The organism is Pseudoalteromonas luteoviolacea NCIMB 1942 (genome assembly GCF_001625595.1).
Classification (GTDB): domain Bacteria; phylum Pseudomonadota; class Gammaproteobacteria; order Enterobacterales; family Alteromonadaceae; genus Pseudoalteromonas; species Pseudoalteromonas luteoviolacea_A.
In genome coordinates this window covers 1-25,392 of record NZ_AUXT01000148.1, presented here as the reverse complement: position 1 = coordinate 25,392, position 25,392 = coordinate 1, and the positions used below count along the sequence as shown (strand labels likewise).

The 25,392-nt window shown below is 42.5% G+C and carries 21 protein-coding genes; 12 read left to right on the top strand and 9 right to left on the bottom strand.

Translation table 11 applies throughout. The features are described from left to right. Nucleotides 1–395 precede the first annotated feature (395 nt). A complete protein-coding gene (locus tag N482_RS08965) occupies nt 396–1,478 on the top strand; it encodes a sensor domain-containing diguanylate cyclase (protein ID WP_231100822.1) in 1,083 nt (360 codons plus the stop codon). Nucleotides 1,479–1,484: 6 nt separating this feature from the next. On the opposite strand, the gene N482_RS08960 is transcribed toward N482_RS08965, so the two are convergent. After that, on the bottom strand, nt 1,485–4,904 hold the full coding sequence (locus N482_RS08960) for a PAS-domain containing protein (protein WP_063376710.1): 3,420 nt from the start codon (nt 4,902–4,904) through the stop codon (nt 1,485–1,487). A 399-nt stretch (nt 4,905–5,303) separates the two neighbouring features. Between N482_RS08960 and N482_RS08955 the strand changes: the two genes are divergently transcribed. The 10 genes from N482_RS08955 to N482_RS08910 all read left to right on the top strand — a co-directional run bounded on the left by N482_RS08955 (nt 5,304) and on the right by N482_RS08910 (nt 17,287). Then, nucleotides 5,304–5,567 (top strand): DUF4212 domain-containing protein, encoded by a 264-nt coding sequence (locus N482_RS08955; protein WP_063376709.1) that lies wholly within the window; start codon nt 5,304–5,306, stop codon nt 5,565–5,567. Nucleotides 5,568–5,578: 11 nt separating this feature from the next. After that, nucleotides 5,579–7,303, top strand: coding sequence for a sodium:solute symporter family protein (locus tag N482_RS08950; RefSeq protein ID WP_063376708.1), 1,725 nt, complete (start codon nt 5,579–5,581; stop codon nt 7,301–7,303). Nucleotides 7,304–7,383: 80 nt separating this feature from the next. Further along, complete coding sequence (locus tag N482_RS08945) at nt 7,384–9,222, top strand: DUF294 nucleotidyltransferase-like domain-containing protein (protein WP_063376717.1); 1,839 nt, start codon at nt 7,384–7,386, stop codon at nt 9,220–9,222. 4 nt (nt 9,223–9,226) lie between these two features. After that, nucleotides 9,227–9,844, top strand: a complete 618-nt coding sequence (locus N482_RS08940) for a 3'-5' exonuclease (protein ID WP_063376707.1) — start codon at nt 9,227–9,229, stop codon at nt 9,842–9,844. Nucleotides 9,845–10,004: 160 nt separating this feature from the next. Continuing rightward, nucleotides 10,005–11,018: an erythrose-4-phosphate dehydrogenase gene (gene epd / locus N482_RS08935; protein ID WP_063376706.1), complete on the top strand. Its 1,014-nt coding sequence runs from the start codon at nt 10,005–10,007 to the stop codon at nt 11,016–11,018. Between the two features lie 30 nt (nt 11,019–11,048). Beyond that, nucleotides 11,049–12,227 (top strand): phosphoglycerate kinase, encoded by a 1,179-nt coding sequence (locus N482_RS08930; RefSeq protein ID WP_063376705.1) that lies wholly within the window; start codon nt 11,049–11,051, stop codon nt 12,225–12,227. Nucleotides 12,228–12,372: 145 nt separating this feature from the next. Continuing rightward, nucleotides 12,373–13,437: a class II fructose-bisphosphate aldolase gene (gene fba, locus N482_RS08925; protein WP_063376716.1), complete on the top strand. Its 1,065-nt coding sequence runs from the start codon at nt 12,373–12,375 to the stop codon at nt 13,435–13,437. Nucleotides 13,438–14,160: 723 nt separating this feature from the next. Continuing rightward, a complete protein-coding gene (gene phoB, locus N482_RS08920) occupies nt 14,161–14,850 on the top strand; it encodes a phosphate regulon transcriptional regulator PhoB (protein WP_023399796.1) in 690 nt (229 codons plus the stop codon). A gap of 61 nt (nt 14,851–14,911) precedes the next feature. Further along, entirely contained in the window at nt 14,912–16,240 is a 1,329-nt protein-coding gene (gene phoR, locus N482_RS08915; protein ID WP_063376704.1) for a phosphate regulon sensor histidine kinase PhoR, read from the top strand. A 78-nt stretch (nt 16,241–16,318) separates the two neighbouring features. After that, complete coding sequence (locus N482_RS08910; RefSeq protein ID WP_063376703.1) at nt 16,319–17,287, top strand: PstS family phosphate ABC transporter substrate-binding protein; 969 nt, start codon at nt 16,319–16,321, stop codon at nt 17,285–17,287. Between the two features lie 70 nt (nt 17,288–17,357). On the opposite strand, the gene N482_RS08905 is transcribed toward N482_RS08910, so the two are convergent. From N482_RS08905 to sfsA, 8 genes are all read right to left on the bottom strand, one after another. After that, nucleotides 17,358–17,594 carry a hypothetical protein gene (locus N482_RS08905; RefSeq protein WP_063376702.1) on the bottom strand — a complete coding sequence of 79 codons (237 nt, stop codon included), beginning with the start codon at nt 17,592–17,594 and terminating at the stop codon, nt 17,358–17,360. A gap of 198 nt (nt 17,595–17,792) precedes the next feature. Then, nucleotides 17,793–18,638 carry a pantoate--beta-alanine ligase gene (panC, locus tag N482_RS08900; protein ID WP_063376701.1) on the bottom strand — a complete coding sequence of 282 codons (846 nt, stop codon included), beginning with the start codon at nt 18,636–18,638 and terminating at the stop codon, nt 17,793–17,795. Beyond that, nucleotides 18,638–19,432: a 3-methyl-2-oxobutanoate hydroxymethyltransferase gene (gene panB, locus N482_RS08895; RefSeq protein WP_063376700.1), complete on the bottom strand. Its 795-nt coding sequence runs from the start codon at nt 19,430–19,432 to the stop codon at nt 18,638–18,640. The genes panC and panB overlap by 1 nt, the downstream gene beginning before the upstream one ends. 2 nt (nt 19,433–19,434) lie before the next feature. After that, nucleotides 19,435–19,938: a 2-amino-4-hydroxy-6-hydroxymethyldihydropteridine diphosphokinase gene (gene folK, locus N482_RS08890; RefSeq protein WP_063376699.1), complete on the bottom strand. Its 504-nt coding sequence runs from the start codon at nt 19,936–19,938 to the stop codon at nt 19,435–19,437. Next, complete coding sequence (gene pcnB / locus N482_RS08885; protein WP_081227849.1) at nt 19,935–21,284, bottom strand: polynucleotide adenylyltransferase PcnB; 1,350 nt, start codon at nt 21,282–21,284, stop codon at nt 19,935–19,937. Before pcnB ends, folK begins: the two co-directional genes overlap by 4 nt. A gap of 337 nt (nt 21,285–21,621) precedes the next feature. Beyond that, nucleotides 21,622–22,587 (bottom strand): tRNA glutamyl-Q(34) synthetase GluQRS, encoded by a 966-nt coding sequence (gene gluQRS, locus N482_RS08880; RefSeq protein ID WP_081227847.1) that lies wholly within the window; start codon nt 22,585–22,587, stop codon nt 21,622–21,624. Nucleotides 22,588–22,630: 43 nt separating this feature from the next. Continuing rightward, complete coding sequence (gene dksA, locus N482_RS08875; RefSeq protein WP_063376698.1) at nt 22,631–23,074, bottom strand: RNA polymerase-binding protein DksA; 444 nt, start codon at nt 23,072–23,074, stop codon at nt 22,631–22,633. Between the two features lie 164 nt (nt 23,075–23,238). Continuing rightward, on the bottom strand, nt 23,239–23,949 hold the full coding sequence (gene sfsA / locus N482_RS08870; RefSeq protein ID WP_063376697.1) for a DNA/RNA nuclease SfsA: 711 nt from the start codon (nt 23,947–23,949) through the stop codon (nt 23,239–23,241). An 82-nt stretch (nt 23,950–24,031) separates the two neighbouring features. Between sfsA and pepB the strand changes: the two genes are divergently transcribed. Beyond that, on the top strand, nt 24,032–25,327 hold the full coding sequence (gene pepB / locus N482_RS08865; RefSeq protein WP_063376696.1) for an aminopeptidase PepB: 1,296 nt from the start codon (nt 24,032–24,034) through the stop codon (nt 25,325–25,327). Nucleotides 25,328–25,392: the final 65 nt, after the last annotated feature.

Below are 25,392 nucleotides of genomic sequence, written 5' to 3'. Positions count from 1 at the left end.
CTCCTTTTTTAATGCTATTTTATAAATGATTTGTGGCTTTAACGACTTCTTTTTAAACACTACTTCGTTACTATTTTCCCCTTTTAAGTGTTTTTTCAATTCATAAATCAACTACCTAGTTTTGATATGCATACAATTTAATTACCACTATCTATAGCAAAGGTTGACCTGTGGTAATTATTCTAGGAATAAGTTCCTCTAATAGGATAAAAATGGTGATTTTTTATCTTATCGGCGTATTATTATTCAAAGCAGTAGCTTAGTTGTTATATCCAAGTATGGAAAGAGTCGAGTGGGTGAAGTAGAGCGAAGCCGCGCTCAACACCGACTGTAGCTGGTAAGTTATGATCTAACTTGGAAACAAGTGCAATACTTGACGTATTTGGGTGAGAAAATTGGCTGTAGACAGTAGAGAAAATGATGGTTTGTCTAACCATAGACATAATGAATTAACGCATGTAACGCAGAGGCTTCGACGGGTATTATCCAAAGAAGTTGACGTGTCCGTTGGTCACCAACAGTTTCTTGCTGATATTATTTTAGAAGGTAAAGCTTTATTAGATGTTAGCCGTGTTTCTGTATGGCTGTTTGATGATGCAACAAACCCTACTAGGTTAATAAATTATGCAAATACCGATTGGGACGGTTTAGTTTCAGGACCACTCCCTGAACTTCAAATTACTGACTATCCAACCTATTTCCGTACTATTGTAAGTGGTGAGACCATTTCTGCAAGAGATGCGTTAACCGAATCACGTACAAGCGAATTCACTGAAGGTTATTTAAAGCCGCAACAAATCGCGGCGTTACTTGATACAGCAATTTTCCAAAATGGCTTAGCAATTGGTGTAGTATGTTGTGAAGGTTGTTTTGAACCACGTGATTGGCTCTCTTGGGAGGTTGTAGCAGCGGAGCTTATTGCAGATTGTTGTAGCCGTCGTTTGTTGGTTCATGAGCTGTGGCAAATGCAACAGCAACTAACCGAAATGGCTTTTCAAGACGTATTAACGGGCTTGAAGAATCGCCGTTATTTAATGGATTACGCCAAAAGTGAAATGAGCCGTCATCAACGAGCGGATAGACCATTAAGCTTGTTAATGATCGATTTAGATAGATTTAAAGGGATCAATGATAAATATGGCCACGATGGTGGTGATGAAGTGCTTAAGCGCTTTTCAAACTGTTGTACTAACCTTGTGCGAGCGGAAGATTGTGTGTGTAGGTTAGGTGGTGAAGAGTTTATTATTTTACTCCCCGAAACGGAAGTGACATTGGCAATGAATGTTGCGCAGCGCCTGAAAGAAGAAGCGGCTGCGCTTAAAGTACCTTACGAAGGGCAAGACATCACCTTTACAGTGAGTATTGGTGTTGCAGATGTCAATTTAAATATGCCGTTTAGCAAGTCGCTCAAAGCTGCTGATCAAGCAGTTTATCAAGCTAAGGCTGCCGGTCGAGACCAAATTAAGTTGGCGTTGTAACTTCTTTTATCTAGAGTGATTCAAAATGGCTTTCAGCTTAGCGGGCTTAAGCGGCTTAGTTAAATAGTGTATGTGATTATCTTTGGTTTCAGCTTTGAGAGATTGATCTCGTACGGCTGTGATCAATACCGCTGAGATGTCGCTTTGCCATATTTCTCGCAATGTTTTAATTAAGGTAATGCCGTCACAGTGCGAGTCTAGTTGATAGTCAACAAGCAGCAAATCAGGGGCTTTATTGTCCTTTGCATATTGAATCGTTGCATCTACTTGGCTAAACAACTCATGCTGTAATTGCCACTTATTTAATAGACTAGACATGGCCGATAAGTTATTAGGGTCATCATCAATGGCTATAATTTTAAGTTTACGTTTGCTGTCAGTATGATTCACTTTGGTTGGTGCAACAATTTGGCTGTGATCACCCAGCGGCACGTCAATGCAAAAGCGGCTACCCTTTTTAGGAATTGATTTCATAGTCAGTGGAATACTCATTAAATCGCACAACCGCTTAACCACGCCAAGCCCTAAACCGACTCCTCTATTATCACCCGCCTCAATGCGGTAAAAGTCATTAAAGATTTTTTGTTGCTCGTGAACGGTGATCCCCGGTCCGGTATCCCATACTTCAATGCGTAAACTGTGAGCGCGTTTTCTACAGGCAATTAATACGCTGCCATAATCGGTGTATTTCACCGCATTCGAGACCAGGTTTTGCACTACTCGGCGCAGGTAAGTGATGTCGCTATGTACTGTGAACGCACAGTTTCTCACTCTGAGTTTTAAGCCTTTCTCTTGGCAGATGATTGCGTATTCATTTTCAAGTGGTGCCAGAATATCGCTGATTTTAAAATGGCGAGGAGTAGGCTTCATTGCCCCTTGTTCTAATTTAGCAATATCTAACAATGATGACATTAAATGGACGGTGGAGTCTAAACTATCGCCAAGCTTGTGTAGATTGCTTTGTTCGGTTTCTGGTAAATTCTTTTCTTCGATTGCGCCGAGATAAAGTCTTGCAGCATTCAGCGGCTGTAAAATATCATGGCTGGCGAGTGCCAAAAATCGTGTTTTACTTTCATTGGCTCGCTCCGCTTCTTTTTTGGCCGCGACTAGGTCCTGCTCGATTTGTTCTCTGGTTGCTATCTGAGCTTTAAGATCCTGATTTATTGCTCTGATCTCTAGCATTCTGGCCTCAATACGATTCTCTAAGTCCATGTTAATTTCTTCCAATGCATTTTGTGTAGCCATATGCATCGTGATATCCGAAAAACTCGTGACAAACCCACCGCCAGGTAGGGGGTTTCCTGTCATTTCAAATACCTGCCCATTTTCCCTATGACGAATATAGTGGTGTGGTGTCCCGTTTTTGAGGTGCTGCACGCGCTTCTCTACTAACTTTTCAAGCGTACCTGGGCCACATTCACCACGCTGCGCGTTGTAGCGGATGATTTCTTCAATGTCTTGACCAACTTGCAAGTAGCCCTTGGGATATTCAAACATTTCATGATATCGCTTGTTCCAAGCGACAAGTTTTAAGTCTTTGTCGACTACAGAAATTCCGTGACTCAAGTTTTCTAAAGAGGTGAACAAAAGGTTTTGGTTGAATTGTAATGCTTGGGTTGTTTCATCAAAAAAAGTAACGACCTCTTCGAATGCCATTTGCTTTCCCGATGATACCGCATGAATTAATGCCTGTGCGGAGGATGCGCCTAGTACACCTGTAAGTGCCCGTTCACAAAAATTAATAAAATCGGCAGTGGGAGAGGCGTTATTGTCATCAATGTCTTCATTGAGCGCATAGTGCCCGAGCAGCTGTTGACTGCGTTGGATACCAAGGAAGGTCTGTAGCAAGACTTTAAAATCATAAACCGTCGCTTTTACTTCTTTATTGAGCTTTTTCGCAAGAGCAGCCTGCTCCTTTGGTTTGACGAACGCTGTGGCCTGTAACTTATCAATTAAACGCTCGTATGCTCCCAGTGAAAAGCTGATGTAACAGCTTATGTTTGCCAGAAGCGCCAATAAGGTACCGCGTGTCACAATCGATTGCTGAGTCTGATAATCTAGCAGCTCAGGTGTAGTGATGATTGGCTGTAGTAAAAACAACGCCCAACAAATGAGCCCCGCGGTTAGTCCAGCATACACACCATAAGCATGGCCTTTTCGCCAGTACAGGCCGCCAACTATCGCTGGAAGCAATTGAGTTACCAAGGAGAAAGCGACTAAGCCCATACTCGCCAGTGCGGTACCGTGTCCCGCCCATTGTTGGTACAAGTAGGCTAGCAGTAGAATTGCCGCGATAATAAAACGTCGCACTAACAGTATTTGTGATTTGTAATTGTTGGTTATTAAGCTCTTTTTGAAGCGCCTTTTCAGTAGTAATGGCAAAACAATATCGTTGGACAACATGGTACTGAGTGTAAGTGTAGCGACAACTATCATGGCTGTAGCAGCTGATAAGCCACCGATAAAGACAAAGGTTGAAATCACGGGATATTCGAGATTTAGCGGCAAAGCAAGGACAAAGCTGTCTGCTGCAATTTGTTGACCTATTTGAGGGTGAATAGCGGCACTGGCAATTGGGATGATCATCAGTGCAATCAGCATTAAATAAAGTGGGAAAGCCCACCTTGCTGTATTTAAGTGAGTGCTATTTTGGTTGTCGACGACAGTAACGTGGAATTGTCTGGGCAAACAGATAATGGCCGCGGCGGCCATCAAAGTTTGACCGATAAAGTTGAAGTCAGAAAAGTCGAATCCTTGCCAATGTGACCAGATTACTTCTGTACTTGGCTGTGATAATAATGCTTGCAAAGATATATAAGCAACGGCAACTAAGGCCAATAACTTGATTAATGACTCAAAAGCCACGGCTAGCATTAACCCAGATCTATATTCGGTTACATCTACTTTTCTAGCGCCAAAGAAAATGGCGAATAACGCCATCATTAGCGTCCCAGTGAGTGCCAAAGTCGAACCCGAGATATCATCATTGTTACGCAGCAATTCGAAACTATTGGCTAGTGCTTTTAATTGTAGGGCGATGTAAGGGATTGTTGCTAATAAGGCAATTAATGTCACCATAATAGCTGTGGTTTGGCGCTTACCATAACGGGCGCTAATAAAGTCAGAGATAGTAGTGATGTTTTGTTTTTTACTAACGAGGATCAACTTACGTAAAAAGCCATGACCGAATATAAACAGCAGTGCTGGACCTAATAAAATGGGAAAGAAATGCCAACTGCTGGCAGCGGCAGTGCCGACTGAGCCATAGTAAGTCCAAGAAGTACAATAAATCCCCAGTGCTAGTGCGTAGACAAATGGGTGATGACTGATTTTTTGCGCCAAAGGAGTGTGTTTATCGCCCCAGTTTGCGAGCCAAAATAGCAATCCAATATAGCTTAGAGCAACGAATATGAGGGCGGCAGTCATCTTATATCCTAATCGATGTTTTTGATTACATTATTAAATCTGTCACGTTGACGCAGGTTAATCATATCTGGCTTAGTTTCGATAAGCCAGTTAACTCGAAGTGAGAATATAATAAACTGATTTATAAGCACTATTATCAGTTTGTTGTGCTATTTAGACTAATGTCTTATACCGTATGGATTGTTAACTAAGTGCGTAATTAACCATGTTGATTTTTTTAACTTGTTGATTTTATTATCTATTAAAGTTATTCAAGTTCGCAGGTTTGTCAGTTTACGTAAACGTAAACATGTGCTTACGACTAAGGTCTCAATTCAATAATTCAAAGCCGTTGCTACAGTCAAAAGGTCAATTAATACCAACACATTCGATTCGAATGAGTTAAAGGGGGAGTCAATAATGGCCTTTAAAAGTGAAGAACAAGCAAAAGCATATTGGTCAGAAAATCTAGCCTTGATGTTTAAATTGCTGACAGTTTGGTTTGTAGTGTCATTTGGTTTTGGCATTTTACTGGTAGATATTTTAAACGAAATACGTTTTTTTGGATTTAAGTTGGGCTTTTGGTTTTCCCAACAAGGTGCAATTTACACGTTTGTTGCTTTGATTTTTGTCTACGTATCAAAAATGGATGCGCTTGATAAAAAATATGGCGTAGATGAATAAGGAGCGACATGATGGATGTTCAATCGTTTACATTTTTAATCGTAGGGTTGAGTTTTGCCCTTTATATCGGCATCGCAATTTGGGCGCGTGCAGGTTCAACTAATGAATTCTATGTTGCAGGTGGCGGTGTTCCGCCACTTGCCAATGGTATGGCAACCGCAGCTGATTGGATGAGTGCTGCATCTTTTATTTCGATGGCGGGGATTATTTCATTTGCTGGTTACGATGGTGGTGTTTACCTGTTGGGGTGGACTGGTGGTTACGTGCTACTCGCTTTGTGCTTAGCACCGTACCTTCGTAAATTTGGTAAGTTTACCGTACCAGATTTTATCGGCGATCGTTACTATTCTCAGGTTGCTCGCGTTGTGGCTATTCTGTGCGCAATTTTCATCTGCTTTACTTATATTGCTGGTCAAATGCGTGGTGTTGGCGTGGTATTTTCACGCTTCTTGGAAGTAGACATCGAAACCGGTGTATACATTGGTATGGTGATTGTATTCTTCTATGCTGTACTTGGTGGAATGAAAGGGATTACATATACCCAAGTAGCACAGTATTGTGTGTTGGTATTTGCTTATCTCGTACCTGCTATTTTTATCTCTATGATGATGACTGGCCATTTGCTGCCGCAAACTGGGTTTGGCGCAACACTGGCTGATGGCTCGGGAACGTACGTGCTCGACAAGCTCGATGGCCTCAGTGCCGAACTTGGATTTGCCCAATACACAGAGGGCTCCAAAAGTATGATCGATGTGTTCGCTATCACCGCTGCATTGATGGTCGGTACAGCGGGTCTGCCTCATGTGATTGTACGTTTCTTTACTGTTCCAAAAGTGAAAGATACTCGTATTTCAGCGGCTTGGACATTGGTGTTTATCGCCATTGTATATACGACAGCTCCAGCAGTTGCGTCTTTCGCACGGGTAAATATGATAGATACAATCAATGGCAAAGACGGTAGCGGAACCGCGTATACTGAAGCGCCTCAATGGGTGAAAAATTGGGAGAGAACAGGGCTAATTACCTTCAACGATAAAAATGGCGATGGCAAAATGTTTTACTCTGCCGGTAAAGTTGATGACCCAGCGAGTGCCAACGAAGTGAAGATTGACCGTGACATTATGGTATTAGCAAACCCAGAAATTGCGGATTTACCTGCATGGGTTATCGCATTGGTTGCTGCTGGTGGCATTGCGGCGGCGTTATCAACAACGGCCGGGTTACTGCTGGTAATTTCTACCTCCATTTCTCATGATCTGCTTAAACGTACACTCAAACCTGACATCAGTGATAAACAAGAGCTAATGGCTGCGAGGTTAGCGGCGATGGTAGCGATTGGTATCTCTGCCTACTTTGGTATAAATCCTCCCGGGTTTGTCGCATCAGTAGTCGCCTTTGCGTTTGGTTTGGCTGCGGCAAGCTTCTTTCCTGCGATTATTATGGGGATCTTCTCCAAACGCATGAATAAGGAAGGCGCGATATCAGGTATGATTTCAGGTATCGGCTTTACGGCGGCGTACATTATTTACTTCAAGTTTATCAGCCCTGAGCTTAATGGGCCTGCTAACTGGTTGTTTGGTATTTCGCCTGAAGGCATTGGTATTGTTGGTATGGTCGTTAACTTTGTTGTGGCGGCAGTGGTGATGAAGTTAACCGCTGAAACACCAGAAGAAGTGAAGCGTATGGTTGATGGGATCCGTAATCCTAAAGGGTCTAGCGCAGCTCACGCACATTAATACTCAAACGACAATAAATAGCCCAGTTTTATAGCTGGGCTATTGTGCTTTAAGGCGATGGAAAAATGACCGAAACAGGAATGACCGCAGAACTTCAAGATGTTTTGAGCTTTGTTTCAAAGCAGTCGCCCTTTAATGAGTTACCCAGTGCCTGCGCGCACTATTTTGTAAATCATACGGAAGTAGTATATCTCACCGTGCATAATCAAAGTGATGCGTTGCAGGGTGAAGAAAGGTACTTGTATCTTGTAAGGACAGGTATTTTTGATTTAGTGGATGCGTCTAAAGAGGTGGTGACACGTCTATCTAAAGGCGACTATTTTGGCTATCCCTCTCTACTTACCGGAGAGGAAATTCAAAACCGACTTGAAGTACAAAGTCCCGGTCTCATACTCATGCTGCCCCAAGCTGGCTTCGATTTTTTAAGACATGAATACAAAGTACTTGAACAACACTTTGTAAGGGCGCATAAAAAGCGTTTGCTATCCAGCCATTATCAAGAACGTAGTAAAGGATGGTCAGAGCGAAAAATCTCAAAGTTGATGACTAAATCGGCTGTTGTAATAGAGCCCTTGGCTACGATTGTAGAAGCCGCAAAAGTCATGCAAGTTGAAGGTGTATCATCTGTGATGGTCACAGAAGATGGGCGCTTAAAGGGGGTTGTGACGGATAGAGATCTGCGCAATCGGGTATTAGCTAGTGGGCTTGACCCTTTGATGCCTGTGTCATCCATCATGACGCCGGAGCCGAAGTTCATTTTTGAAAACAATCGAGTGTTTTCTGCTCTACATCTAATGTTAAAACACAATATTCATCACCTCCCAGTATTGAATGAGGCACGAATACCGCTGGGAATGGTAACCAGTACAGATCTGCTGAGACTGCAAAATAGCGACCCAGTGCAGTTAATCGGTCAATTATATAAGGCGAGTAGCACTCAAGAGTTAAAGCTTTTAGCTAAAGAAATACCGGTGCTTCTGCGCAGCTTTTCAAATACAGTGGAAGACTTCTCTTTTGTCGGTACCTTATTGAGTGGCTTAACTGATGCACTGATGAGCAGACTCACGGAATTATTTGTAAAACAACATGGCAAAGCACCTTGTCCATTTAGTTGGATATGCTTTGGCTCGCAAGCACGAGAAGAGCAAACTCTAGACTCTGATCAGGACAATGGGCTCATTTTTTCCAATGAAATAAAGCCTGCCGAACGCGTTTACTTTGCTTCTTTGGGAGAGTTTGTAACAAGCCACTTAGTCGAATGCGGCATACGAGCGTGCCCTGGCAATATCATGGCAAGTAACGAGCAATGCAGAGGCACGGTTGATGAGTGGACAGCGCGGTTTCATCACTGGATCACTTCACCCACACCTCAAGCGATGCTGAATTGTAAAATATTCTTTGACCGCCGTTATATTAGTGGTGACCACGCACTGTATCAAAGCTTTAATGCTCAAATGAACGAGATAAGCAAGCAAGAGCTGTTTTTTGCAGCTATGGCAACGGACATTAGTACCAATAGTGTACCCATTGGTTTATTTCAGCAGTTTAAGTTGCAACGTAGTAAAGATAAGAGCAAGTATCTAGATTTAAAGACCCGCGGTATCGCCATCATTAACGATTTAGTAAGAGTGTACGCTTTAAAGTGCGGTATCAAGCATGCTAATACTCAGATGCGTTTAAAAGCCTTGAAAAATCATACTATTTTGAGTACCAGTGATATTTATAATCTTCGCGACTGTTGGCGGTTTTTAACTCAGTTACGCCTGAAAAGTCAGATTACAGAGCAGAAATTGCCTGCTAACTGTATCAACCCTGAGACACTAAGTTCTCTAGAACGACATCAGCTAAAAGAGGCTTTTCATCTCATTAAACAAGCGCAGCAGGCGTGTGTTTTTAAGTTCGCAAGAGGAAGTTTATAGTTTTATGAAATGGAAATTACCATGGTTCTTTGGTCACCGGGCCGCTGGACAACGTTGGCTGGAAAGTGAGTTAGTGGTTTTGGATTTAGAGCTTACTGGTTTAAACCCAATGCTACATGAGATTGTTTCAGCTGCTTGGGTGATTATCAAGCGTGGCAAAATAGTCTTATCTGAATCACGATATATGTTCAATGCCGATGTACAAAGTTTAGCACAAAGCCCAGTGTATCATGGAATAGATGAGGAGCAGCTAAAACGAGGGGCTAGCCTTGAAGTGATTATGAACACTCTAGCTGTGGTATTAAAAGGCAAAGTATTAGTTTGTCACAATACCCAACTCGATTGGTCATTTATACACAAGTACTTTCACAACTTTGGCTTAGAAATACGCCCCGTCCATATGCTAGATACACTAAAAATTGAAAAATCGAGATTGCTCAGGCAGCGTCAAGAAGTCGGGCAGGACCAATTGCGATTACCTGCTTGTCGGCGTCGATATGGATTACCAGATTACCAAAACCACAATGCGTTAAGTGACTCGCTTGCGACTGCCGAGTTATTGCTCGCCCAAGTAAACCATTTAGACGCAGAGAAGCACATTAAATTGAGTGCGTTGATGTAGGTATGCAGTTGGTACGAGATTTATAGTCGCTCACCTTATATCAGAGAAAAATTTTTGCATATCCCTTACACATTTGTTCAAGGTCGATTACAATAGCGCCATCTTATATAAGGGAGCGTCAACAACTCCTTTTTGCATTTAGAAACGGGTCTTCTAATTAATGACAATCAAACTGGCAATCAATGGTTTTGGTCGCATAGGTCGCAATATTGTCCGAGCCCTTTATGAATCAGGGCGTCACAATGAAATTCAAATCGTAGCAATCAATGAGCTCGCTGATCCCGAAGGGATTGCGCACTTGATGAAATACGATACCTCTCATGGGCGTTTTGCCTTTCCTGTAAAACTAAATAAACCATACTTAGAAGTTGCCGGGCAGCAGATCCAGATTTTTAACGAACCCGACCCGAGTCATTTACCTTGGCATGCATTAGAAGTGGACGTTGTACTGGAATGTACAGGTGTTTATCACTCGCGTCAGCATGCCGCTGCACACATATCTGCGGGTGCAAAAAAAGTTTTATTTTCTCACCCAGCAGATGCTGATGTAGATGAAACAATTGTCTACGGCATTAACGATGATAAATTAACTGCTGAACACACCGTTGTATCAAATGGTTCTTGTACAACTAACTGTATTGTTCCTGTCATAAAAGTACTGGATGATGCATTTGGGATAGAATCAGGTGCAATCACTACGATCCATGCTTCTATGCACGACCAACAAGTGATCGATGCCTACCATAAAGACTTACGACGTACTCGAGCTGCGAGCCAATCTATTATCCCAGTAGATACCAAGCTGGCGAGAGGTATAGAGCGGATCTTGCCTAAGTTTCATGGTCGGTTTGAAGCAATTGCGGTCAGAGTTCCGACGATTAACGTAACCGCGATGGACTTAAGTGTATCTTTGGATTCGGATGTAACGCTAGAGCAGGTGAATCAAGTTTTAGAAAAGGCCGCTGAAGGGCGGCTTCAAGGTATTCTTGATTATACAAAAGAGCCTCTGGTTTCGGTGGATTTTAACCATGATCCTCATTCAAGTATTATTGATGGGACTCAGACCAGGGTGAGCCACAAGCGTTTAGTAAAAGTTCTAGTTTGGTGTGATAACGAGTGGGGTTTTGCAAACCGTATGCTCGACACCGCAATGGCAATGATGAATGCCAAATAATTTTAGTATCGTTCTTTTAAGGAGATGTCCATGTCAGTCATCAAGATGGCGGATTTAGATTTAAACGGCAAACGCGTGCTTATTCGTGAAGATTTAAACGTACCAGTGAAAGACGGCAAAGTAACGTCTGACGCACGTATTAAAGCATCGTTGCCAACCATTAAGTTAGCACTTGAAAAAGGTGCAAAAGTAATGGTTATGTCTCACCTTGGTCGCCCAACGGAAGGGGAATATGATGCTCAGTATTCATTGCAACCCGTTGTTGACTACCTTAACGAAGCACTAGAGCAAAGTGTACGCTTAGTAACTGACTACCTAGATGGCGTAGAAGTTGCTGACGGTGAAGTGGTTGTTTTTGAAAATGTGCGCTTTAATAAAGGTGAGAAGAAAAACGACGAAGTACTGTCTAAGCAACTGGCTGCACTGTGTGATGTTTACGTAATGGATGCATTTGGTACGGCACACCGCGCACAAGCTTCCACACATGGTGTTGGTTTATTTGCAGAGGTAGCTTGTGCAGGTCCACTTCTTGCTGCTGAATTAGATGCACTTGGCAAAGCGTTAGATAACCCAGCACGTCCATTAGTGGCAATTGTTGGTGGTTCTAAAGTTTCGACTAAACTGACAGTATTGGACTCTCTGTCGACAGTTGTTGATCAACTAGTGACAGGCGGTGGCATCGCAAATACATTCATAGCAGCTTCCGGCAGCCCTGTTGGCAAATCTCTTTATGAAGAGGCGCTTATCCCAGAAGCACAAAAGCTAGGTGCTGCTGCGAAAGCTAACAACGGCGACATTCCTGTACCAACAGATGTAGTTGTAGGTAAAGAATTCTCAGAGACTGCGGTTGCTGTAATTAAAGACGTTGCCGAAGTGCACAGCGACGACATGATTTTTGACATTGGTCCTAATACGGCAAATGAACTAGCTAAAATAATTGAAAAAGCAGGTACCGTTGTTTGGAATGGCCCTGTAGGCGTATTCGAGTTTGACCAATTTGGCAATGGCACTGAAGCTATCGCACATGCAATTGCAAAATCAAAAGCGTTTTCAATTGCTGGTGGTGGTGACACACTGGCGGCTATAGACAAATATGGTGTCGGTGATGAAATTTCATATATTTCAACGGGTGGTGGTGCTTTCTTAGAGTTTTTAGAAGGTAAAAAACTACCAGCAGTTGACATGCTAGAGCAAAGAGCAAAAGCATAATTTTAATGAGGCGCTTGCGCCTCAAACTATTTATTAAACACACTCTCACTCATTTGTTTAGTAAATAGCGGTTGGAAACAACCATAAAATATCTATCCCGTTCAAATAGATGGTGAAAAACCATCAAAAATTGGAGAAAAGCAATATGGCTTTAATCAGTATGCGTCAACTTCTCGATCATGCGGCTGAGAATGGATACGGCGTTCCTGCCTTTAACGTGAATAACCAAGAGCAAATGCGTGCAATCATGGAAGCGGCTGATAGAACTAACAGCCCTGTGATCGTACAGGGCTCTGCAGGAGCTCGAAAGTATGCGGGCGCGCCTTTTATTCGCCATATGATCCTTGCTGCTGTTGAAGAATGGCCACACATTCCTGTTGTAATGCACCAAGACCATGGTACGTCACCGGCGGTATGTCAGCGTTCAATTCAACTTGGTTTTTCATCAGTAATGATGGATGGTTCACTTCTTGATGATGGTAAAACACCATCGACATATGACTACAACGTTGATGTAACACGTCGCACTGTAGAAATGGCGCATGCGTGTGGTGTTTCTGTAGAGGGCGAGCTTGGTGTTTTAGGTTCACTTGAGACTGGCGAAGCGGGTGAAGAAGATGGCATCGGTGCTGTAGGTAAGCTAACTCAAGATCAGCTACTGACAGACCCTGAAGAAGCTGCTGACTTTGTTAAGAAAACTGGTGTAGATGCGCTAGCAATTGCATGTGGTACTTCACATGGTGCATATAAGTTCACTCGTCCTCCTACAGGTGACATCTTAGCGATCAACCGTATTAAAGAAATCCATGCACGTATCCCTGATACGCACTTAGTAATGCACGGATCTTCATCTGTACCTCAAGAATGGCTTTCAGTGATCAATGAGTTTGGTGGTGAGATCCCTGAAACTTACGGTGTGCCGGTTGAGCAAATCGTAGAAGGGATCAAGTACGGTGTTCGTAAGGTAAACATTGATACGGATCTGCGATTAGCTGCAACAGGTGCTATTCGTCGCCATCTTGCACACAACCCTGCTAACTTTGATCCACGTAAATACTTAGCTGAAGCAACAAAAGCGATGAGTGAAATCTGTATCGCTCGCTATGAAGCATTTGGTACAGCTGGTCAAGCTGCGAATATTAAGCCTATTTCTTTAGATGATATGCACGTGAAATACCTTTCAGGTGAATTGGCACCAAAAGTAAAGTAATAGACTTTTGACACCTTAATGATATCAAGAGCCCCTATAAAGGGGCTTTTTTGTATGCATAAGTAAAATTGATTTTAAGCGCGGTACTTACCTGACAGAGTGATAATGTGTGACCCTCTTTTCAGTTTTTAGGCGAGATAAGATCGTTGATGAATTGAATGAGATCACTATTTGACTAAGTAAGCGAGTTGGGATCGATATCTTACTAACTGATCTAGTTATCAGATCGCAATTATACTTACTGCACTCTTACGGATCGTACTTTTACTAACTTTAGTTCGAAAGGATCTGTTTTATACCAACTGATCTAGATAAAAAGTCTGGCTCAACTAACGTTCAAAGGGAAGAAATATTTTCCTCTACATACATATCAATGAATTAGAGCCTATTGATCTGCAAAGTCTATATGAGTAGTAAGTATAAATCTGATCCCTAAGTGATCCACTAGGTAATAATTTGATCCCACTTTTACCTAGTTAGAAAAATAGTGATCTCTACTATTCGAATATTTTTTTGTCCTAAAAAAGGAATTGTGAATACTAAGGTATTCGACGCTAATTGCATCAAATTGAAGACAGTTTAGGGACAAGAGGAACCTAACTTATTGAAACTGTGTCCTTGGGAAATTAATTTACCTGATATTTATCAGGCAGTCTTTCATAAAACTGTCATACTTAGTCATAATAATGAAACCGACTTCGGTAACGTAAGAGATAAATGGGAATGTCACGTAGAGTACTAGTAGTTGATGACGAAGCACCGATCAGAGAGATGCTGGTCTTTGTGTTGGAACAAAATGGCTTTCAAGCAATTGAAGCTGAAGACTATGATTCGGCAATTGCAGCCATGGTAGAACCATACCCTGATATGGTACTGCTGGATTGGATGTTACCAGGAGGTAGCGGTATCCAAATAGCTAAAAAGTTCAAACAAAGCGAATATACACGTCAAATTCCAATCATCATGTTAACAGCACGTGGTGAAGAAGAAGACAAAGTTAAAGGATTAGAAGTAGGCGCAGATGACTATGTGACTAAACCTTTTTCACCTAAAGAGTTAATGGCTCGTATTAAAGCGGTAATGCGCCGCGTCTCTCCAACATCTTTGGAAGAAGCGATTGAAGTACATGGCCTAAGACTTGACCCTATTTCACACCGTGTAACTTCAGCGGGTAATGAATTAGAAATGGGTCCTACAGAATTTAGACTACTACACTTCTTCATGACCCACCCAGAGCGTGTTTATAGCCGCGAGCAGTTACTAGACCACGTGTGGGGCACAAATGTGTATGTTGAAGATCGTACGGTAGACGTACATATTAGACGTTTGAGAAAAGCGATTGCACCGTTAGGTCATGACCGACTGGTACAAACAGTACGTGGTGCTGGTTATCGTTTCTCAAGTAAGGTATAAAACAATAATGTACGCGCTGTGGTAGCGTTATCCTAGCGCTTAATATTTAGGATCATTTTATATGTATAGAGTGATTGATAAACAGGCGTTATTAAAGCGCCTGTTTTTGTATTTTCTCCCTTTGACCCTTATCGGCATATTACTAGGGGCACCCTTTGTTTTACTGTTTTTGGGTGCATCAGTTTTGCTGTTCTGGCATTTTAAACAACTGTACAAGTTAAGTGACTGGTTGATCAATCAACGTAGTTTTAATCCACCTGAAGGATCTGGTGCTTGGGAACAAATTTTTGAAGGGATCTATCATCTTCAACATCGTAATCGTAAAAAACGTAATGAGTTAGCCGCTTTGATTAGGCGCTTTCGTGAGGGCGCTGAAGCAGTGCCTGATGCGGTGATCGTGATGGAGCAAGATCTGAGTATTATTTGGTGTAATCAATTGGCACTTAAGATCTTAGGCTTGCAGTGGCCTACGGATCATGGGCAGCGCTTAGATAACCTGATCCGCGATCCAAAGTTTGTAAAATATATGCAGGAGCATGATTTTACGGATCCACTGGAATTAGAAAGTGGCCATAATGGAGAGCGCGTACTTGAGTTTCGTGTCATGCCCTATGCTGAGCAGTTAATGATGGTAGTCCGTGATATTTCTAGGCTGAAAAAACTTGAGCAAATGCGCAAGGACTTTGTTGCCAATGTATCTCATGAGCTACGCACGCCGCTGACCGTAGTGACAGGTTACTTAGAGATGATGGAAGGCGATCAGATGCCGCCGCCTGCAATGTGGCAAAAAGCCCACAATACGATGATAGAGCAGTGCAAGCGTATGGATAGTTTGGTGAATCAATTGTTGTCTTTATCGCGCATTGAAGGAGATAGAGATCAAGCAAATGACAAAGCCGTAAATGTATCAAATATGCTAAAACTTATTCGTACAGAGGGGTTATCTCTAAATCAAGACAAGCATCATGAAATAGTTTTCGAAGTGGATGAAACATTGGACATTAAAGGGTGTATTGATGAACTGAGAAGTGCATTTTCTAACTTGGTGTTCAACGCAATCCACTACACCAAACCCAATGGCAAAATTATCGTTAAATGGTATTTAGATGGTGAACGTCCTGCGTTTTCTGTTGAGGACAACGGGGACGGCATTGCACCTGAACATATTAACCGCTTGACTGAGCGCTTTTACCGCGTAGATAAGGCGCGTAGTCGTAAAACAGGGGGATCGGGCTTGGGCTTGGCAATTACAAAGCATGTGCTGAGCAGACATGACTCTCATTTAGATATTGAAAGCACATTGGGAGAGGGCTCGTGTTTTTCGTTCTCTTTCCCCAAAGAAAAGCGCATTTTTATGACATACAATGAAAGTCATAAAAGTGTCATTTAAGAGTAATTTTATTGTAATTAACTGAGCGCACAATGAGCACCAGTTAAACAAATGGGACGAACAATCGGAGTGACCCCAATGAAATTTAAAAGCTTAGTTGCCGCAATGGGTGTGGCTGTAACAACATTGGTATCTGCACAAGTTTCTGCACTTGATAAAAACTTACCTGAGTACAACAAAACCAGCGGAATCTCGGGTAACTTTTCATCTGTGGGTTCAGATACACTTGCAAACATGATGACGTTTTGGGCTGAAGAGTACAAACGCATTTACCCTAACGTAAATATTCAAATTCAAGCTGCTGGTTCTTCAACTGCGCCTCCTGCGTTAACTGAAGCAACTGCAAACTTCGGCCCTATGAGCCGTAAGATGAAGTCGAAAGAAGTTGAAGCATTTGAAAAGCGTTATGGTTACAAACCTACTGAGGTACGTGTTGCTATTGATGCATTGGCGGTTTTCGTACATAAAGACAACCCAATTAAAGGCCTTCGTATCGACCAAGTTGACTCTATTTTCTCTTCGACACGTAAGTGTGGTGGCGATAAGCAAGTTGAACGTTGGAGTGATGTAGGTCTTAACGGTCCTTGGGCTGCAAAAGATATCCAGCTTTATGGTCGTAACTCAGTATCTGGTACTTACGGTTACTTCAAAAAGAAGGCACTTTGTAAAGGTGACTTCAGAAACAACGTAAACGAGCAACCAGGTTCTGCATCTGTAGTACAGTCAATTTCTTCTTCTGTGAACGCTATTGGCTACTCAGGTATCGGTTACAAGACATCTGGTGTACGTACGGTTCCACTTGCTAAGAAAGGTAGCAACTTCGTAGATGCAACGCTTGAGAATGTAGCAACTGGTAAATACCCGCTGTCTCGTTTCTTGTATGTTTATGTGAACAAACATCCAAACAAACCACTTTCACCAATCGAAGCTGAATTCTTGAAGATGGTTTTATCTAAAGAGGGCCAAAAGATTGTAGAAAAAGACGGTTATGTGCCACTGACAAACAAAATGGCTAGCCGTGAGCTTAAGAAGCTAGGTCTTCTATAATCTCAGGATGAATAAATACAGCCGCCCAACCGGGCGGCTTTTTTATGTAGCTAATTTTCTGCAAACAATATCAATACTGGCCCGTTCTAATTTTTGAAAGCTCTTCAGCTTGCGCTTTGCAGTTGTTATATTTTTCTACGCATTCACCGCTACATATCTGTCGAGTCATCGTTTGCTCTGTCGAACTTAAATTACAATTCTGTTCACATTGGTAATTTTGTTGGGCGCACTGATTCAGCTCAGGAGAGTTATTTTGATTGCTACAGGCTGCAAGCGTGACAAATATAAACGGAAGCGCAGTTCTCATAGTAGTTCCTATTATGGCGTGATTTCAGAGAATTTTATTAATAATTATTTTTAATACTTTATTTAATTTAGCACACTTTATATTTACAAGCGTACCAACGAATCAAAAACTCGCTTAATTTCAGAGGTATTAAACCTTGGAAGGGCATAAAAAAGCGCCTAGTAAAGGCGCTTCATATCAATACTTTTGGTAACTTTATTAAGTCACTTGAATGTTATCGATGAGCCTGACAGTGCCTAAGAAAGCGGCTGCCAAGATAACAAATTCGTCATCTTCTTTGGATGCTGGTTTAAGCGTACTGCGGTGTGCGATTGAGAAATAATCAGTTTTAAGCCCAGCGTTTTCCAGCTGTGACTTAGCATCTTGTTCAATCTGATTGAATTCACGTATGCCTGCTTTTAGTTCGCTCGCAGCACTACTTAATACTTTATACAGTATTTTAGCAACGTCTTTTTCTTGTTCAGATAGGTAACCATTTCTAGAGCTCATAGCAAGCCCAGATACTTCCCTTTGTATTGGTACGCCAATGATTTCAATTGGCATTGATAAGTCATGTACCATGGTCTTGATGACTTGTAGTTGCTGATAGTCTTTTTCACCAAAGCAAGCGAAGTCAGGCTGTACTAGATTAAATAGCTTAGTGACAACCGTTGCCACCCCTCTGAAGTGGCCTGTTCTACTGCCTCCGCAGTAACCTTCAGATACATCTGGGACGTCAACAAAGCTTTGTGTATCCAATCCATTCGGGTAGATAGTTTCAACACTTGGAGTAAAGACAATGTCGGTTTCAAGCTCGGCAAGACCCTGTTTATCTTGTGCTAAGGTTCGCGGATAGTTATCTAAATCTTCGTTCTGACCAAACTGCATTGGATTAACGAAAATACTTACTACGACTTTATCAGCGAGCGTCTTGGCTTTTTCAACAAGTGAAAAGTGTCCTTGATGGAGGTTTCCCATTGTGGGCACGAATGCGATGCTGTGCCCTTGTTGCCGCCATGCTTTAATTTGGCTACGCAGAGACTTTATTTCAGTAATTGATTGCATTAGTTAAACTCGTGTTCGCTACCTGGGAATGCACCTGATTTAACATCATCACAGAATTTTTTCACCGCGTCCTGCATATTACCCGTTTCTGCCAAGAAGTTCTTTGAAAACTTGGGAATATAACCTGCTGAAATACCGACTAAATCGTGCATTACTAAAATTTGGCCATCGACCTCTTTCCCGGCTCCTATGCCGATAACAGGAATACCGACAGCATCTGTGATACGTTTTGCTAGGCTAGGAGGTACACATTCAATGACTAGCATTTGTGCACCTGCGGCTTCTAGTGCTTGTGCATCAGCAATCATTTCCTGTGCTTGTTGTTCTTCACGGCCCTGTATTTTAAAGCCGCCGAATACATGTACAGATTGTGGTGTAAGGCCTAAGTGGCCACATACCGGAATACCCTGCTGAGTAAGCAGTTTAATCGAATCAACAAGCCATGTACCGCCTTCCAACTTAACCATGTTTGCGCCATTGCGCATTAACTGGGCCGCATTTTCACATGCTTGCGCAGGGGTGGAGTAAGTCATGAATGGCATATCAGCAATGACAAATAGTTCTTTGCTGCCGGCTCGAACACTGCGTGTGTGATATGCGATGTCGTCAGTAGTTACAGCAAGTGTATCGTCACCGCCTTGCAGTACCATTCCAAGAGAGTCACCCACAAGGACAACATCAACGCCATTTTCATGAAAAAGTTTAGCAAAACTTGCATCGTATGCAGTCAAAGCTGTGATCTTTTCACCCTGTTGTTTTTTCTTTGCGAGGGTGGATACCGAAACTTTTGCCATTTTTATGTCTCCTTATTTTGTGTCATAGGCAGCGTTGTTAAGCCATTGCGTGGAAGGTTAGTTGCAATGTCTTTAAGTGCTGTGCCATTTGGCAAACACAGCTCGGGAGTGAGCTCTAACATTGGAAATACAACAAACTCTCTGTCGCATAAGCCATAATGAGGAACCGTTAGCCTTGGGGTGGTAATTGTTGCGTTGTTAAACAACAGTATGTCCAGGTCTAATGTACGAGGGCCCCACCTTTCTTCTTTTCTTACTCTACCATGCTGCTGTTCAATCAATTGAAGTTGGTCTAGTAATGGTTCTGGCTCTAATATGGTTGAGAACTTAGCAACCGCATTGACATAATCTGGCTGGTCTTGTGGCCCCATCGGTTTAGACGCGTAGAGGCTTGAGACGACCATGTGCTTTATATCAGAGTGGTTGTGCAGTGCTTCAACCGCTTTTTGTAACTGTGCTTGAGGCTCATATAAGTTTGCCCCAAGCCCTATGTAAACTGTATTCATGTATCTTGTTTAGGTTTTCTTCTTGGCTTACTACGGTGGCGGCGCTTTGGGCGATCTTTTTGACCGAGATTTTTTACCATATCCTTCTGACCTGTGACATCTTGTTTCAAATACTCAGTCCACCAATCAGCAAGCGCTTTCTGCTCTGTTTCACCACTTTCAACACGCAATAATAAAAAGTCATAAGACGCTTTAAACTTAGGCTGTAAGCTTAATCGATAAGCACGCTGACCACTGCGCCTGTCCAATCTCTGTTGAATATGCCAAATATCTCGTGCGCCGAGTGTGAAACGTTTTGGCACAGCGACACGCTGAGCATTTTCGCTCAGAACTTGGCTGATTGCTTGCATAAAGGCATCATATTCAGCAATACCTTGTTGTTGCAATAGAGATGCGCGATTGCGTAATGGGAACCATAGTAATGCTGCGTAGATAAAGGCTGGCGTCACTTTTTTATTGCCGTTGATTCGCGCATCCGTATTGGCAAACATTTGTTGAACAAAGCGACGTTCAAATTCGCTGCTTTCTTGTGACAAAATCTCTTCAAGACTCGGAAACAGCTCTTTAAATAAACCAAGCTCCCTGAGCATTAAAAAGTTTGCTTCAGCTTTTCCACTTAAAAACAGTTTCAATGTTTCTTCAAAAAGCCGTGCTGGTGGAATATTTCCAAGCAGTGGAGAAAGCTCAGTAATCGGGGCAAGTGTCGCAGGCGCAATGTCCATATCAAGCTTAGTTGCAAAACGCACGGCACGAAGCATCCGTACTGGATCTTCTCTGTAGCGTGTTTCAGGGTCACCTATCAGCTCAATTTTTCTTGCTTTAATTGCATTAATACCGCCGGCAAAGTCCGTTACTCCAAAATCATTGATTGAGTAATATAGGGCATTGATTGAAAAATCTCTGCGTTGTGCATCTTCTTCGATGGTACCGTAAACATTATCACGTAATAACTGGCCTTGGTCGCTTGCTTTGCTGGTTGGATCGCCATCGCCAGTAGAAAGGTGGTGCCCACGCATAGTCGCAACTTCAATGACCTCTCGGCCAAACACGATATGGGCTAGCCTGAAACGGCGGCCGATAAGACGACAGTTTCTAAATAGGCGCTTAATTTCTTCAGGTGTTGCATTCGTTACAACGTCAAAGTCTTTTGGCTCAATGCCTAACAAAATATCCCGAATACAACCACCTACAAGATAAGCGTCATATCCACCATCTTTGAGTCTATACAATACTTTGATTGCATTGGGGCTAAATTGTTTACGTGAGATATTATGCTCACTACGAGGGATAACTTGAGGCTGTAATTTTGCCTCTACGTTTCCCTTGTCCTGCTTTGACCCAACGATTTGTCGGCACAGTTTAAAAATTTTAGAAATAATAACCACTCTCCTAACTACTCTGAGTCCCCACCCGTAGCACCATTTGTTGTAACTATTGAACGCCACATATCGCTTTATTTTTGTAAAGTGTAGGCTAATTCATAAGGCTCGCTATAATATACGCAAATGCGGCTAAATTGAAGTTTCCCATGTGAATTAGCGATTAAAATTTCATCCAAGTTATGTATAAGGTATTTCAAAAAAAAATGGCTGGGTTTATTTTTAAGAAAGCAATGATCTCAGAGCGTATTTTTAGCTTCATTGAGCAGTAGATGCACACAATAAAGGTGATTTCTTAGTCGAATTAGAGTGGTGTAAATTCATAATGTTCGCTGTCTTGCTGAATAACCTGAATTTCCTTGTTATTGGGGAGCAAAGAGATGTGATACTGCGAAACAGCCCATTCGAGTAATGTGCCCACATTATCAAAGTGCACATGAGAGAGGTTGAAGCCCAAAAATTTTAATGCTGCAACAAGAGCTGGGAGCGGCTTGTTATTGTCGATTGCCGGGGCGTGGTTTTGTTTAGACAATTTAAAACCTGCCGTTGCAACCGCCAAAGGGACGTGCATAAAATGAGGAGCAGTATAGTTTAGCTGCTTAAATAAACTTAGTTGCCTTGCCGTCGGTTCCAACAAGTCGGCGCCGCGCACAACATGTGTGATCCCCTGCTGGTGATCATCAACGACAACGACAAGTTGATAGGCGAAAAGCCCATCTCTGCGCTTAACAATGTAATCTTCACAAGCGATGTCCTTGGGGATATGCACTTGACCTTGCAAGTCATCTTGAAATTCAAAAATTGGATAATTTTGCTTTAGACGTAGCGCATTGCTATCAAATTGATGGTTCGCAACTCGGCAGTGATTGTCATAACTCCCACCACGCGCTTTAATTTGCTTTCTTGTGCAGGTACATGCGTATACATGCTGCTTACCAATGAGTGAGGCAAGTATGTCTTGATAAAGATTGTGTCGTTGGCTTTGATAAACTACCTCACCATCCCAATGTAAGCCATATGAATCCAGTGTGGTAAGAATCGCATCAGCGGCGCCAGAGATGACTCTTGGTGTATCAATGTCTTCCATCCTCACTAGCCATTGCCCTTGATTTGCTTTGGCATCTAAGTAACTTGCCAGTGCCGCAACTAGAGAGCCAAAGTGAAGCGGTCCAGAGGGGGAAGGGGCAAAACGACCACGATAAGTGGTAAGTGAAGAACCCAGAGCATGTGATTGTTTATGCTCCGGGAGTCTATCTTGCGATCTGTGCATCGTCGGTAAAGTTTAACCTTCGCTAATTGGTTTTAGCGTCAGATTAACCTCGACCCTGCTGCTTTTCTTTAATTTCTGCAAGCGTTTTACAGTCAACACAAAGGTCAGCTGTCGGTCGCGCTTCTAAGCGACGAATACCAATCTCGATACCGCAAGAGTTACAGAATCCGAAATCGTCTTCTTCAATTAGCTGCAACGTTTTTTCTATTTTCTTGATCAGCTTACGCTCACGGTCACGAGTACGAAGCTCAAGAGAGAACTCTTCTTCTTGTGCTGCACGGTCTACAGGATCAGGGAAATTTGCCGCTTCATCTTGCATGTGGTTCATGGTGCGATCAACTTCGTTACGAAGGTCATTACGCCACGCTTCTAGTATTTTTTTAAAATGAGCTAGCTGCTCCTCGCTCATGTATTCTTCGCCCGGCTTTTCTTGGTAAGGTTCTAAACCGGCCTGAGCCAATAACCCTAGTTTTTTCTGGTCTGGCATAGCATTCTCCTAAATCCTTAATAAACAACCCCAGCTAACGCCGGCGGCTATAAATAGCAAAATCTTCACCCCTTAGCAAACACTTTTGACTCATTTACTGTTCTAAGACAAGCCGTTGGCATGAAGTTTTTAACGGCAGTGATATAAGGGTGAACTTATTTTTTTCAAGTGTCTAAAACAGATAGTTTCTCAACCACGCTCACTTCTTGAGGTGTAACTTGCGCTTTATATGCATATATTTCAACCCCTTGGTGTCGTGCTTCAGTAAATAATTGGGCATATTTTTTATCTATATGCTTTGCGGTTTTTACTTTCTCAATGCCGTTATGCATCACAATAAAAAGCAAAACCGCACGTTGGCCGCTTTGTGTAATGTGCATAAGTTCTCTCAGGTGCTTTTGTCCTCTAAGTGTTTCTGCATCTGGGAAAAAGCCTTGTCCGTTGGTTTCTAGTAATGTGACTGATTTTATTTCTACATAGCAATCAACCTGATCTTCCGAACTCAATAAAATGTCGATTCGACTGTTCTCATGACCATATTTTACTTCACTGGCAATGTTTTGATATCCCGACAACTCGGGTATCAAATTTTGCTCAATGGCTTCAATCGCCACTTTGTTTGCCATTGCTGTATTTACGCAAATTAAATTGCCTTGCTGATCCTCTGTCACTTCCAGCGAGTGTGGATATTTTCGCTTTGCATTGGCGCTTGTTGAGTAATAGGCTCTAAATCCAGCATCTGCACATCCTGTCATTTTTCCGGTGTTTGCACAGTGCACGGTAAATTCGTCTCCATTATCTTTACGTAAATCAACTAAGAATCGTTTATAACGTTTTAACAGGGTTGCGCTTTTCAGCTCAGATGAAAATTTCATAGTTTAATCGCATTCGTTTTGGGACTGCTGTGATGGTGGTGTACACTGACCATAATCTACAAGCGTAAGAGTGAAAACCTATATGTCTGAAAAATTTATTGTTCGCCTAAGTGAACAAGCTCCTGCTGCACATTGGGGCAGCAATGCATCGCTTTCATTTGATGAGCAAGGTGCAACAATTCATTTAGCCGAGCAAGAAACACTAAAGCATATTCAAAAAGCGGCTCGTAGCCTAGCACAGCAAGGCATCCCTGCGATAGAACTAAGTGGTGAAGCTTGGTGCACAGAGTCCCAGTGGGCCTTTTATCAAGGCTTTGTAAGTCCAAAGCAACTTGACCTTGTCACTTTTGTTGATAACGCGCAATCAGATCTTAAAGAGCTAGTCGCTTTGCAGCGTGCTGCAATTTGGACTCGTCAGATGATCAACGGCACAGCAGAAGACATCTATCCTGAAAGTTTAGCAGGAAAAGCAGCTGAGTTTATTCAATCTTTAGCACCTGAGCATGTGAGCTACCAAATTATTAAGGGCGATGCATTACTAGAGCATCAGTGGATCGGTATCCACGAAGTAGGTAGAGGTAGTGAAAGGCCGCCAGTTTTGCTAGAGCTTGACTTCAATCCAACAGGTGATGAAGACGCACCGGTGAGTGCTGCGCTAGTAGGTAAAGGCATTACTTTTGACTCAGGTGGTTACTCAATCAAGCCTAGTGAAGGCATGCTGTCAATGAAGTGTGATATGGGGGGGGCAGCAACGGTCACAGCAGGTCTGTCATTGGCTATTCAACGTGGTATTGATAAGCGTATTAAGTTGTTCTTATGTTGTGCTGAAAACCTGATTTCTGGTCATGCATATAAGTTAGGCGATATTTTAACTTATAAAAACGGTACGACCGTTGAAATTGTGAATACAGACGCAGAAGGTCGCCTAGTACTGGCTGATGGCCTAATGGCTGCGGGTGAGACAGGTGCGCCACTTATCATTGATGCTGCAACGCTAACAGGAGCTGCTTTGGTTGCTGTTGGTCAAGAGTACAATGCTCTATTTGGTTTAGACAAAGAGCTAGTAAGTGAAGTACAGCATTTTGCGAGTGAAGAATTTGAAGCCGCGTGGCCACTTCCTCTGGAGAAATGGCACCAAAACAATTGTCCTTCTCCATATGCTGATACTGCTAATAGCCGAGCACAAAAAGGTGGTGGATTTGGTGGGGCTTCAAATGCTGCAGGCTTCTTATCACGCTTTGTGCCAAATGATGGTCAAGGTTGGGTTCACATTGACCTTGCTGCGTCATTCCAAAATAGCGCTGGTGCTCAGTGGGCATCGGGTGCTACAACGCTAGGTATGCGAACTGTTGCACGTACTTTAATGGCAAAAGCTTAAGCGAATACAAAATACAAAAAAGCCTCTAATTGAGCTGTCTCTTATACACAAATCCCTGCTAAGAA